An 11,727-nucleotide genomic window follows, 5' to 3' on the forward strand; every position below is an offset into this window, starting at 1 on the left:
GTGCCGTACGCTCCTGCCCGCCGCCCACCGCCCGGGCGGCGGGACGAGGGAGCACGGATGCGGAGCTTCGCGGTCTCGGCCCTGCGCGAGCCGCCCTTTCCGGCCCGCCGGCACGCCGCCGTCGAGCTGGCCGCCGGGGCGAGCCTCGGATGGGCGCGCGACCTGGGCCTGGTCGGCACTCCGGAGGCTCTGCGCCGCCTCGGCGGGGCCAGCCCCGCGGAGCTGGCCGCCCGGGCCTGCCCGGACGCGCCGGTGGATCGGCTGTGCCTGCTCAGCGACCTGATCACCTGGCTGTTCGTGCTCGACGACGCCTGCGACGAGGACGGCCTGGCGGGCAGTCCGACCCGGCTCGCGCCGGTGGTGGCGGTGCTGCTCGCGGTGCTCGACCGGCACGGTGACCCGGACGTGCCGCGACCGACCGGGTCCGGCCCGCTCGGGCTGGCCCTGGACGACCTCTGCCGGCGGGCCCGCGCCCGGCAGCGGCCCACCCTGCTGCTGCGCCTGGTCAGCCAGCTCCGCGAGTACCTGCTCGCGCTGCTCTGGGAGGCGGCCAACCGGGAGCACCAGCGGGTGCCCGGGGTGGCCGAATACGTCCAGATGCGCCGGCACACCGGCGGGGTGGGACCCAGCTTCACCCTCACCGACCTGGCCCACGACGCGCTGCCGAGTGCCGGGCGCCGGGCCGATCCCGCCCTGACCGCGCTGGACGCCCTCGCGGCCGACCTGGTCTGCTGGTGCAACGACCTCTTCTCGTACGGCAAGGAGCGCAGCGACGGGCGGGACGGGCACAACCTGGTCGCCACGATCATCGCCGAGGGTGGGCGGGACGAGCAGGACGCGCTGCACGTCGTGGCCGCCCGGTTCAACGACGGGCTGGCCGGATACGCCGAGCGCGAGGCCGTGCTGGCCGCCGAGGGCGACGACGGGGTCCGGGCCTTCCTCGCCACCCGCCGTAACTGGATCCGGGCCACCTACGACTGGTCGCTGGCCGCCACCCGGTACGCCTGATCGCCGCTGCGGCCGGCCGCCGGACATCCGCGCAGCCCAGCGGGGCTAGCCGCTGCGCGGGTCGAGGCAATACTCTTCGGTAACCGCAGATCGGCGTGACCCCCGTCACGTCCCTCCACCCTGAAGGCGGCTACAGCGATGGCTCTCGATGTACCGTACCGTTCCGTACCCGACATGTTTCTCAAGCGCGTGGCGGACTCCCCCGACCGGCACGCCTTCGCCCATCCCGCACCCGACGACTCGGGCCCGGTCTGGCTGACGTGGGAGCAGGTCGGGCAGCGCGCCAAGGCCATCGCGGCCGGGCTGCACGGGCTCGGTGTCGGCCTGGAGGATCCGGTGGCGATCCTGGCGAACACCCGGCTCGACTGGGTGCTCGCCGACTTCGGCATCATGTGTGCCGGCGGCGCCACCACCACCGTCTACCCGACCACCGAGCCGGAGGAGGCGGCGTACATCATCGCCGACTCCGGGTCGAAGGTGGTCTTCGCCGAGAACCCGGCCCAGGCGGCCAAGCTCGCCGGTGCGGCCCTGCCGGCGCTGACCCACGTGGTGCTCTTCGACGGCGAGCCGGACCCGGCCGCCGCCGTCGCGCAGCTCACCCTGGCCCAGCTCGAGGAGCGCGGGGCGCAGGCCCTGGCCAACGAACCGGACCTGATCGACATGCTGGTCGCCGGGATCGGCCCGGACCAGCTGGCCACCCTGATCTACACCTCGGGCACCACCGGCCGGCCCAAGGGCGTCGAGCTGCTGCACGGCGGCTGGTGCTGGGAGGGGGTGGCGCAGGCCGAGCTGGGCCTGCTGCGCACCGACGACCTGCAGTACCTCTGGCTGCCGCTGTCCCACTCGTTCGGCAAGACGCTGCTCTGCGGCGCCACCCACGTCGGCCTGCCCACCTACGTCGACGGCCGGGTCGACAAGCTGGTCGAGCTGCTCGGGGTGATCCGCCCGACGCTGATGTGCGGCGCGCCCCGGGTCTTCGAGAAGGTCTACAACAAGGCGGTCACCACCGCGCAGAGCGCCGGCGGCGCGAAGGCGAAGATCTTCGCCTGGGGCGTCCGGGTGGGCAAGGAGAAGGTCGCGCTGGAGCAGGCCGGCAGGCCGGTCCCCGGCGGCCTCAAGCTCAAGTACGCGCTGGCCGAGAAGCTGGTCTTCAGCAAGCTCCAGGCCCGGCTCGGCGGCCGGATGCGGGTGCTGGTCTCCGGGGCGGCGCCGCTGAGCCAGGAGATCGCCACCTTCTTCGCGGCCGCGAACCTGCCCATCTCCGAGGGGTACGGCCTCACCGAGACCAGCGCCGGCGCGTTCGTCAACCCGCCCGACGGGCTGAAGATCGGCAGCGTGGGCCGGGCGATGGGCGACCTGGAGTGCCGGATCGACGACACCGACGGCGAGATCCTGGTCCGCGGCAAGCCGGTCATGCGCGGCTACCACAACCTCCCCGAGGAGACGGCCGCGGCCTTCACCGAGGACGGCTTCTTCCGCACCGGCGACATCGGCACCCTCGACGGCGACGGCTACCTGCGCATCACCGACCGGAAGAAGGACCTGGTCAAGACCTCCGGCGGCAAGTACATCGCGCCGTCACACATCGAGGGCATGTTCAAGGCCGTCTGCCCGTACACCTCCCAGGCGGTGGTGATCGGCCAGGCCCGCAACTACTGCACCATGCTGGTCACCCTCGACCCGGACGCGATCAAGGGCTGGGCCGCCGGCACCCCGCTGGAGGGCCGCGACTACGCCGACATCGTCACCTCGCCGGAGGCGCAGGCGATGGTCGACGGGTACGTGGCCGAGCTGAACGCCAAGCTCAACCGCTGGGAGACGATCAAGAAGGTGACCATCCTCCCCCGGGATCTCACCATCGAAGACGGCGAGGTCACCCCGTCGCTGAAGATCAAGCGCCGGAGCGTGGAGACCAACTTCGCCGGCGAGATCGACAAGATGTACGCCGGCACCCTCGCGGAACTGTAGGAAGCGCCGCGGCGGCCGTGCCCCTCCGTCCCGGGGCACGGCCGCCGCGTGCCGGCCCGTGCGGTCACCGGTGCTGCCGCCGCCACGTGCCGGCCCGCGCACTCACAGGTGCTGCCGGCGCCAGCGGCTCTGCTCCGCCTCCACGGCGAGCCGCTCCTCCAGCGCGAGGTGCCGGACCTGGCGCCGCCAGCCGTCCTCGCGGAACGTCTCGACGATCACCCCGGCGGTGGTGATCAGCGCGAGCAGCGCGAGCGCGGCCAGCTCCGGGATCGGGGCGACGAGCGGGGCGGTGACGGCCAGCACCACCACGGTGACGACCAGCGGCCAGCGCACCTCGCGCAGCGCCACCAGCGCGCACCCGATCAGGCTGAGCAGGTAGAGGATCACCCCGCCGAAGAAGACGGCGGCCCAGAAGCCGCCCAGCGGCACCCCCCACGCGGGGGTGGCCGGGTCGGCCACCTCGGCGAGCAGGTCCTTGAGGCCGAGCGCGAAGAGGATCTCACCGGTGATCAGCGGCAGGTGCAGGAACGTGTAGACATTGCGGGCCAGGCGGCGCCGCACGGCGGGGTCCCGGGCCCGGTGCAGCGCCTGTTCCAGGCCGTCGGCCAGGGTGTCGAAGTAGGCCCACCAGAACGCCACCACAATCGCGATGCCGAGCAGCGCGGCAACCGCCACCGATCCGGTGAGCGGCAGGCCGGTCTTCGGGCCGAGCCCGAGCGCGATGATCGACTCGCCGAGCGCCACGAGCACCATCAGGGCGTGCCGCTCCGCCCAGTGCCCGGCCGAGGTCACCACCCACCACCGCCGGGCCAGGATCGTCCCGCCGGCGTACTCCACCACCAGGGCCACGGTCCACAGGGACAGTTGCAGCGGCACGGCGAAGCGTTGGTCGGGGAGCCGGGCGGGCGCCGTGCCGGCGACGATCAGCAGCACGGTGGTCGCCGTCGGCAGCAGCACGCGCGGCAGCAGCGACGCGTGCTGGACCGGATCGATGCGCTCCACCCAGCCGAAGACCGCGATCTGAGTCAGCCGGATCACGAGGTAGGAGACGGCGAAGACCAGCGGGCCGCTCAGCCCGCCGGGACGGTCGACGAACGCCGACGGCACGCTGAGCGAGAGCAGGAACGTGGCGCCGATCGTGACGAAGCCGGCAACCGGCAGCGCGCCCTCGTCGGCGCGGATCGCGTTGCCGACCCGGACGGAGCTGCTCCACGTCCACCAGAGCAGGGCCAGCACCAGCAGGCAGCGGTAGAGGTTGGCCGGCGAGGCCAGGGTGGCGGTCAGGCTGGTGACGTTGAGGAACGCGAAGACGAAGACCAGGTCGTAGAAGAGTTCCACCCGGCTGGTCCGGGCACCCGGCCCGGCGAGCCGCAGGACCCGCGACCACCGGCCACCCCCGCCGTTTCCCACCCGGGCAGTCTGCGCAACGCCGGCACCAGGCCGGTGCCGATCCGGCGAACCGTACCGGAAGGGGGCCGGCCGGCCGGATGCCCGGCCGGGCCGCCGGGCCCGGTCAGGCGATGACCGAGGGTTCCCGCCACGGAGAGCGGCCGGTCCGGTCCAGGTCGTAGCGGACCGCCGCGAGCCGACCGACCGCCTCCACCAGGTCCGCGGCGGGCAGCGTGAAGGGCAGCCGCAGGAACCGTTCCAGGGTGCCGTCCAGGCCGAACCGGGGCCCGGGCGCCAGGCGTACGCCGACCTCCTCGGCGGCGCGGGCCAGCGCGCTGGAGATCGGGCCGTCCAGCTCGACCCAGAGCGTGACCCCGCCGCGCGGGATGCTGACCCGCCAGTCCGGCAGCCGCTCGCCCAGCGCCCCCACCAGGGCGTCGCGCTGGGCGGCGAGCTGGGCCCGCCGGGCGGCCACGATGGCCGGCGCGTCGCCAAGCAGGTGCACCGCGACGAGCTGGTCGAGCACCGGGCTGGCCATGTCCACGCCGACCCGGGCGGCGGCCAGCCGCTGCACCTGCGGCGCGGAGGCCCGCACCCAGCCGATCCGCAGCCCGCCCCAGTACGGCTTGCTCATCCCGCCGATGCTGATCACCCGGCTGTGCCGGTCGTAGGTGGCCACCGGCGGGGGCAGCTCGGTGCCGTCCAGCGGCAGGTCGACGAAGGACTCGTCGATGACCAGGTCGGTGCCGGCCGCGTGGGCCGCACCAACCAGCCGCTCGCGCAGCTCGGCGCCCATCAGGTGGCCGGTGGGGTTCTGGAACTCCGGGATCAGGTAGGCCAGCTTCGGCCGGCCCTGCCGGATGCTGCCCAGCAGCAGGTCGGCGTCCCAGCCGTCGCCGTCGGTGGCCAGCCCGTGGGTGGTGATCCGGGCCCGGCGGGCGGCGAGCGCGGCGAGCGCGTTCGGATAGGTCGGCGACTCCACCAGCACCGCGCCGCCGGGCGCCAGCGCCAGCCGCAGCACCAGGTCCAGCGCGTGCTGGGTGCCGCTGGTGACCATGATCTGTTCCGCGCTGGTCGGCAGCCCCCGGGCGGTGTACGACCGGGCCACCGCCTCGCGCAGCTCGACGATGCCGGTCGGGTGGTAGCCGGCGCCACCGAGGTAGCGGGGCAGGTCCTCGGCGGCGGCCCGGGCCGCCGGCACCAGCTGCGGCGGGGCGGCGAGCGCGGCCACCCCGAGGTCGATCATGTCCCGGTCGTCGAGCGGCGTCCACAGCCCGGTGCTGGCCACCCGGTGGGTGCCGGGCAGCATCGTCCAGCTGCCGGCACCACGGCGGCTGGCCAGGTGGCCGCTCTCGCGCAGCTCCCGGTAGGCGGCGGTGACCGTGGTCCGGCTGATCCGCAGCGCCTCGGCCAGCTCCCGTTCGGCCGGCAGGCGTACCCCGAGCGGGAGCCGGCCGTCGGCGAGCAGGCCCCGGACGGCGGCGGCGAGCGCCGCGTAGTCGGGGCTGCGCCGGCGGCCCGGGAGCGCGTGCCACTGCCCGAGCAGCCGCGCCAATTGGCTGCCACGCACCTGGCTCGTCATGGCCACCCCTCCCAAATTGGCTCTGTCTCGGCCGAGATTGGCACCTAGGGTGGCATGCATGGCAGCGATTGGCAATCTGCGGTACCGGCCGGTCCGGCGGCTGACCCAGCTCTACGCCGGGCTCGTCCTGTACGGCCTCAGCATGGCGCTGATGGTCCGGTCCGGCCTCGGCCTCGACCCGTGGGACGTCTTCCACCAGGGGCTGGCCCGCCAGACCGGCCTCACCATCGGCACCGTCACCATCGCGGTCGGCGCCCTGGTCCTGCTGCTCTGGATCCCGCTGCGGCAACGCCCCGGGATCGGCACGGTCAGCAACGTGGTGGTGATCGGCCTCGTGGTCGACGCCACCCTGGCTCTGCTGCCCGCCGGTGGCGGACTGCCGGTCCGGATCGGCCTGCTGCTCGTGGGGATCGTCGCCAACGGCGCGGCCACCGGGCTCTACCTGGGCGCGGCCCTCGGTCCGGGGCCGCGCGACGGGCTGATGACCGGCTACGTGGCCCGCCGCCCCGGCCGCTCGATCCGGCTGGTCCGCACCGCCATCGAGGTCACCGTGCTCGCCCTCGGCTGGCTGCTCGGCGGCACCGTCGGTGTCGGCACCGTGGCGTACGCGCTGGCCATCGGGCCGCTCGCCCAGCTGTTCATCCCGCTCTTCGCGGTGCCGCCGGAGCCGGCCGGGCCCACCGCCGGGCCGCCCGTGCTGGGCCGGCCCGCCCGGCCGGCCGGCGAGGCGGCCTGATCGTCGCGGTCCCGCCGCCGTTTCCGGCGATCGCCACGCTGCGTGACCGGCGGCCGGCCGAACGCCACCGGATGGGACGACCCTCACCCCCGCTGAGCTGCGGTGATGTTCAGGGGTGAAACCGGGTGTTTTCTCCGCCGGCAACGCCGGGCATCATTCGTGCATGACGGAGAACGGATGGCGCTGGACCGACGCCTGGATCTTCGTCTCGCTGGTGATCGCGAGCGGAGCCGGACGGCACCGACGCTCGGCCACCACCCGGCGGCCCGAGGGGGTCCGGCTGGCCGACGTCCTCTCCACGGCCGACCATCTCAACCGCGCCATCCCCGAGCGGCACGAGGTGGAGAGCGCCGTCCGCCGGCTGGTCGGAGCCGGCCTGGTCAGCGTCTCGGACGGCTGGTTCCGGATCACGCCGGACGGCGAGCAGCTCTGGCGCACCCGGCCCAGCGCCGGCTACGGGACCATGGTGGACACGGTGCAGGGCGTGCTCAGCCGGCGACACCACCCCGGTGAGGCCGACTGGTGTCTCGACGAGGACGACCACGCCGCCGCCGTGCAGGAGTACGCGGTCCGCTCGATCCCGATGCCGCGCCGCTCCCCCGAGGGGCACTCCGGCCGGCCCTGACCCGCCCGGTTCCGGCCACGCCGCCCGCTCAGGCCGCCGCGCCGCCCGCTCAGGCCGCCGCGCCGCCCGCTCAGCCGGCCGCGCCGCCCGCTCAGGTGGCCGCGCCGCCCGCTCAGCCGGCCGCGGTGCGCGGTCAGACGGCCGCGCCGCCCGCGGTCAGCGGACCGGGTGGCCCGCGCCGCGCAGCGCGTCCTTGACCTCGCCGACGGTGAGCTCGCCGAAGTGGAAGACGCTGGCCGCGAGCACGGCGTCGGCGCCGGCACCGATAGCCGGGGGGAAATCCGCGACCCGGCCCGCGCCGCCGCTGGCGATCACCGGCACGTCCACCACGGCCCGCACGGCCTGGATCAGCGGCAGGTCGAAGCCGGCCTTGGTGCCGTCGGCGTCCATCGAGTTGAGCAGGATCTCCCCGGCGCCCAGCTCGGCCCCCCGCCGGGCCCACTCCACCGCGTCGAGGCCGGTGCCACGCCGGCCGCCGTGGGTGGTCACCTCGAAGCCGCTGGGCGTGCCGCCGGCCGGGGCGCGGCGCACGTCGAGGGAGAGCACCAGCACCTGACGGCCGAACCGCTCGGCGATCTCGGCGATCAACTCGGGGCGGGCGATCGCGGCCGTGTTCACCCCGACCTTGTCGGCGCCGGCGCGCAACAGCGTGTCGACGTCGGCGACCTGGCGGACGCCGCCGCCCACGGTGAGCGGGATGAAGACCGACTCGGCGGTGCGCCGGACCACGTCGAGCATCGTCCCGCGGTCGCTGGACGAGGCGGTGACGTCGAGGAAGGTCAGCTCGTCCGCGCCGGCCCGGTCGTACGCGGCGGCCAACTCCACCGGGTCGCCGGCGTCGCGCAGGTCGAGGAAGTTGACGCCCTTGACCACCCGCCCGGCGTCCACGTCCAGGCAGGGGATCACGCGTACCGCCACGGTCATGCCGGAAGCCTATCCAATCGGTGCGTGGCGGCGGCCGGCGTGTGCCGCCGGCCACCGCCACGGCGGGCGGGCCAGATGCGGGCCCGGCGCCGCCGCGAACGGCGGGCGCGGGCCCGCTCCTCACACCCGGACCAGCATCTTGCCCAGGTTCTCGCCGCGCAGCATGCCGAGGAACGCCTCCGGGGCGTGCTCGATGCCGTCGACCACGGTCTCGTCGTAGCTGAGCTTCCCGTCGCGCAGCCAGCCCGCCGTCTCCCGCACGAACTGCTCGCGCAGGTGGTTGTGGTCGCCGACCAGGAAGCCGCGCAGGGTCAGCCGCTTGCCGATCAGCAGGGCCAGGTTGCGCGGGGCGGCGGGCGGCTCGGTGGCGTTGTACTGCGCGATCATGCCGCAGATCGCGGCCCGGCCATGCAGGTTCATCGCCCCGATGGCGGCCTCCAGGTGCTCGCCGCCGACGTTGTCGAAGTACACGTCGATCCCGTCCGGGGCGGCGGCCTTGAGCTGCTGGTACACCGGGCCGTCGTGGTAGTCGAAGGCGGCGTCGAAGCCGAGCGCCCGCAGCCGCTCGACCTTGGCCGGCGAGCCGGCGCTGCCGATGACCCGGCCCGCGCCGCGCAGCTTGGCGATCTGGCCCACCATGCTGCCCACCGCGCCGGCCGCGCCGGAGACGAAGACGGTCTCGCCGGGCCGCATGGCGGCCACGTCGAGCAGCCCGGCGTACGCGGTGAGCCCGGTCATCCCGAGCACGCCCAGGTACGCGCTGACCGGCGCGAGGTCCGGGTCGACCTTCCGGGCGGCCTTGGCGTCGAGCAGCGCGTACTCGCGCCAGCCGAGACCGTGCAGCACGGTGTCGCCGGGGGCGAAGCCCTCCGCCTCGCTGGCCAGCACCTCGCCGACCGCGGCGCCGTCGAGCGGGGCGTCCAGCGCGTACGGCGGCACGTACGACTTGACGTCGTTCATCCGGCCGCGCATGTACGGGTCGACGGAGATGAACCGGTTGCGGACCACGAGCTGGCCGGGGCCGGGGGTCGGCACCTCGGTGCTGACCAGCCGGAAGTTCTCCGCGGTGGGCCAGCCCTGCGGGCGGGAGGCCAGGTGGATCTCCCGGTTGCCGCTCATCGGGTCTCCCGCAGCGTCAGCGCGACGTCGAGGTTGCCCCGGGTCGCGTTCGAGTAGGGGCAGACCTGGTGGGCCGCCTCGACCAGCCGCTCGGCGGCGTCGCGCTCGACGGCGGGCAGGTCCACCACGAGGGTGACGGCCAGGCCGAAGCCACCGGTGCCGTTCGGGCCGATGCCCACCTCGGCCTCGACGACCGAGCCGGCGACGTCCGCCTTGGCCCGGCGGGCGACCAGCCGCAGCGCCGAGTGGAAGCAGGCCGCGTAGCCGGCGGCGAAGAGCTGCTCGGGGTTGGCCGCGCCGCCGGCGCCACCCATCTCCTTCGGCACCGCCAGGTCGAGGTCGAGCGTGTCGTCGGAGGTGCGGACGTGGCCGTCGCGGCCGTCGCCGGTGGCCCGGGCGGACGCGGTGTAGAGCACCTGCATGGTGGTCACTGCTCCTTCTGTCGGTGGATCGTCTCGGTGACCCGGGTGAGGGTGTCGCGCAGGGCGACCAGCTCGGCCTCGGTGAGGCCGGTGGCGCGGGCCACCCGTCGTGGCACCTCGTCCATCCGCTCGCGCAGCGCCCGGCCCGCCCCGGTGAGGTGCACCTCGACCCGGCGCTCGTCCCGCGCGGCGCGGACCCGCGCCACCAGGCCGGCCGCCTCCAGCCGCTTGAGCAGCGGGGAGAGCGTGCCGGAGTCCAACCGGAGCCGGTTGCCCAGCTCGGAGACGGTGGGCGCGTCGTCGCCGCACTCCCAGAGCACGAGCAGCACCAGGTACTGCGGGTAGGTCAGGCCGTGCGCGTCGAGGATGGGCCGGTAGACGTCGGTGAGGGCGCGCGACGCCGCGTAGAGGGCGAAGCACACCTGCCGGCGTAGCACCAGGTCATCGATCACCCGGCGAACGGTAGTGCACAATTGAGTTGTGCACAACCGATCTGGGCGTGGAGTGATCTCACCCACCCCGCGCCGGCCGGCTCAGCGACCGTCCGGCAGGTAGGCCTCCAGCTCGACCTCCACCAGATGATCGGGGTCGATCAGGCCGGCCACCACCACCATGGTCGCCACCGGACGGACCGCCCCGAAGACCGCGTTGTGCGCCAGCCCCACCTCGTCGGCGTAGAGCCGGTCGGTCACGTACATCCGGGTCCGGATCACGTCGCCCGGCTCCGCACCCACCTCGGCCAGCGCGTCCAGGCCGATCCGCAACGCCTGCGCGGTCTGCGCCGCCGCGTCGCCGACGTGCGCCACCCGACCGTCCACCGTGGCCGTGCAACCGGCGGTGACCGCCAGGTTCCCGACCCGCACCACCCGCGCGTAGCCGTACCGCGCCTCCCACGGGCCGCCCGAGCCGAGCCGGGTCACGACCGCGTCCGCCGGCCCGGCGGCGCCGCCGCCCGCGACGGCGGTCACGCCCCCGCCCGCAGGGTCGCCAGCGCCTCGGCGACGGTGAACGCGCCCGCGTAGAGCGCCTTGCCGGCGATGACCCCCTCCACCCCGATCGACTCCAGGGTGGCCAGGGCGCGCAGGTCGTCCAGCGTGGACACCCCACCGGAGGCGATCACCGGGGCGTCGGTGCGGGAACAGACCTCGCGCAACAGATCCAGGTTCGGCCCGCGCATGGTGCCGTCCTTGGTGATGTCGGTGACCACGTAACGCGCGGCGCCGGCCTTCTCCAGCCGCTCCAGCACCTCGTACAGGTCACCGCCGTCGCGGGTCCAGCCCCGCGCGGAGAGGGTACGGCCGCGCACGTCCAGCCCGATCGCCACCCGGTCGCCGTATTCGCCGCAGACCCGGTCGCACCACTGCGGGTCCTCCAGCGCGGCGGTGCCGATGTTCACCCGGGCCGCCCCGGTGCCCAGCGCGGCCTGCAACGACTCGTCGTCCCGGATCCCGCCGGAGAGCTCCACCTTCACGTCCAGCTGGCGGACCACCTCGGCGAGCAGGTGCGCGTTGCTGCCCCGGCCGAAGGCCGCGTCCAGATCGACCAGGTGGATCCACTCGGCCCCGTCCGCCTGCCAGGCGAGGGCGGCCTCCAGCGGGTCGCCGTACGCGGTCTCACTGCCGGCGGCGCCCTGCACGAGCCGGACGGCCTGGCCGTCGGCGACGTCCACGGCGGGCAACAGGGTCAAACTCAACGTTCTCTCCTCGCATCAGGTACGACGGTCCAGCGCGATCACCACGATCGCCGGCAGGACCAGCAGCAACAGCACGACCAGCGCCAGGCGCAACGCCAGGTCGTCGACGAAATTCCAGATGCCGGCCAGGGCAGCCGCGGTGAGCAGCACGATGGCGGCCCGTTCCCCCCGGCTGTGCCGGCGCAGCCGTCCCGTCCGACCGCGGCGCAGCGCCGGCGTCAACCGGCGGACCAGCGCGCCGCGGCGCGCCCGCCGGGCCAG

General features: G+C 74.5%; 13 protein-coding genes. 4 read left to right on the forward strand and 9 right to left on the reverse strand.

Going from position 1 to position 11,727, the window contains the following annotated elements; genetic code table 11:
• Positions 1-57 precede the first annotated feature (57 nt).
• The gene (locus LQ51_RS07075) at positions 58-1,008 is read left to right on the forward strand and encodes a terpene synthase family protein (RefSeq protein ID WP_046563870.1); all 951 of its coding nucleotides are present in this window, start codon (positions 58-60) and stop codon (positions 1,006-1,008) included.
• Positions 1,009-1,146: 138 nt separating this feature from the next.
• Positions 1,147-2,976: an AMP-dependent synthetase/ligase gene (locus LQ51_RS07080; protein ID WP_046563871.1), complete on the forward strand. Its 1,830-nt coding sequence runs from the start codon at positions 1,147-1,149 to the stop codon at positions 2,974-2,976.
• Positions 2,977-3,078: 102 nt separating this feature from the next.
• Here the strand turns inward: LQ51_RS07080 and LQ51_RS07085 are convergent, their stop codons facing one another.
• Together LQ51_RS07085 and LQ51_RS07090 are read right to left on the reverse strand one after the other, a co-directional pair.
• Positions 3,079-4,386, reverse strand: coding sequence for a low temperature requirement protein A (locus LQ51_RS07085; protein ID WP_231605515.1), 1,308 nt, complete (start codon positions 4,384-4,386; stop codon positions 3,079-3,081).
• A gap of 103 nt (positions 4,387-4,489) precedes the next feature.
• Positions 4,490-5,947, reverse strand: coding sequence for a MocR-like transcription factor YczR (locus LQ51_RS07090; RefSeq protein ID WP_046563872.1), 1,458 nt, complete (start codon positions 5,945-5,947; stop codon positions 4,490-4,492).
• A 58-nt stretch (positions 5,948-6,005) separates the two neighbouring features.
• On the opposite strand from LQ51_RS07090, the gene LQ51_RS07095 reads away from it, so the two are divergent.
• Both LQ51_RS07095 and LQ51_RS07100 read left to right on the forward strand, forming a co-directional pair.
• Positions 6,006-6,683, forward strand: a complete 678-nt coding sequence (locus LQ51_RS07095; protein ID WP_046563873.1) for a membrane protein YczE — start codon at positions 6,006-6,008, stop codon at positions 6,681-6,683.
• A 163-nt stretch (positions 6,684-6,846) separates the two neighbouring features.
• Positions 6,847-7,308, forward strand: coding sequence for a hypothetical protein (locus tag LQ51_RS07100; protein ID WP_046563874.1), 462 nt, complete (start codon positions 6,847-6,849; stop codon positions 7,306-7,308).
• Between the two features lie 156 nt (positions 7,309-7,464).
• On the opposite strand, the gene hisF is transcribed toward LQ51_RS07100, so the two are convergent.
• The 7 genes from hisF to LQ51_RS07135 all read right to left on the reverse strand — a co-directional run.
• Positions 7,465-8,232, reverse strand: coding sequence for an imidazole glycerol phosphate synthase subunit HisF (gene hisF / locus LQ51_RS07105; protein ID WP_046563875.1), 768 nt, complete (start codon positions 8,230-8,232; stop codon positions 7,465-7,467).
• Positions 8,233-8,352: 120 nt separating this feature from the next.
• The gene (locus LQ51_RS07110) at positions 8,353-9,351 is read right to left on the reverse strand and encodes an NADP-dependent oxidoreductase (RefSeq protein WP_046563876.1); all 999 of its coding nucleotides are present in this window, start codon (positions 9,349-9,351) and stop codon (positions 8,353-8,355) included.
• The gene (locus LQ51_RS07115; RefSeq protein ID WP_046563887.1) at positions 9,348-9,773 is read right to left on the reverse strand and encodes an organic hydroperoxide resistance protein; all 426 of its coding nucleotides are present in this window, start codon (positions 9,771-9,773) and stop codon (positions 9,348-9,350) included. The genes LQ51_RS07110 and LQ51_RS07115 overlap by 4 nt, the downstream gene beginning before the upstream one ends.
• A gap of 5 nt (positions 9,774-9,778) precedes the next feature.
• The gene (locus LQ51_RS07120) at positions 9,779-10,225 is read right to left on the reverse strand and encodes a MarR family winged helix-turn-helix transcriptional regulator (RefSeq protein ID WP_046563877.1); all 447 of its coding nucleotides are present in this window, start codon (positions 10,223-10,225) and stop codon (positions 9,779-9,781) included.
• 81 nt (positions 10,226-10,306) lie between these two features.
• Complete coding sequence (locus tag LQ51_RS07125) at positions 10,307-10,741, reverse strand: RidA family protein (protein ID WP_046563878.1); 435 nt, start codon at positions 10,739-10,741, stop codon at positions 10,307-10,309.
• Entirely contained in the window at positions 10,738-11,466 is a 729-nt protein-coding gene (gene priA / locus LQ51_RS07130) for a bifunctional 1-(5-phosphoribosyl)-5-((5-phosphoribosylamino)methylideneamino)imidazole-4-carboxamide isomerase/phosphoribosylanthranilate isomerase PriA (protein ID WP_046563879.1), read from the reverse strand. The genes LQ51_RS07125 and priA overlap by 4 nt, the downstream gene beginning before the upstream one ends.
• Before the next feature lie 15 nt (positions 11,467-11,481).
• The coding region (locus LQ51_RS07135; RefSeq protein ID WP_046563880.1) for a hypothetical protein at positions 11,482-11,727 on the reverse strand (246 nt) is incomplete at its 5' end.

It is taken from the genome of Micromonospora sp. HK10 (genome assembly GCF_000982955.1).
GTDB lineage: Bacteria > Actinomycetota > Actinomycetes > Mycobacteriales > Micromonosporaceae > Micromonospora.

Coding starts and splice junctions, on each gene's coding strand:
- LQ51_RS07075 (WP_046563870.1), top strand. CDS start 58: ATGCGGAGCTTCGCGGTCTCGGCCCTGCGCGAGCCGCCCTTTCCGGCC.
- LQ51_RS07080 (WP_046563871.1), top strand. CDS start 1,147: ATGGCTCTCGATGTACCGTACCGTTCCGTACCCGACATGTTTCTCAAG.
- LQ51_RS07090 (WP_046563872.1), bottom strand. CDS start 5,947: ATGACGAGCCAGGTGCGTGGCAGCCAATTGGCGCGGCTGCTCGGGCAG.
- LQ51_RS07095 (WP_046563873.1), top strand. CDS start 6,006: ATGGCAGCGATTGGCAATCTGCGGTACCGGCCGGTCCGGCGGCTGACC.
- LQ51_RS07100 (WP_046563874.1), top strand. CDS start 6,847: ATGACGGAGAACGGATGGCGCTGGACCGACGCCTGGATCTTCGTCTCG.
- hisF (WP_046563875.1), bottom strand. CDS start 8,232: ATGACCGTGGCGGTACGCGTGATCCCCTGCCTGGACGTGGACGCCGGG.
- LQ51_RS07110 (WP_046563876.1), bottom strand. CDS start 9,351: ATGAGCGGCAACCGGGAGATCCACCTGGCCTCCCGCCCGCAGGGCTGG.
- LQ51_RS07115 (WP_046563887.1), bottom strand. CDS start 9,773: ATGCAGGTGCTCTACACCGCGTCCGCCCGGGCCACCGGCGACGGCCGC.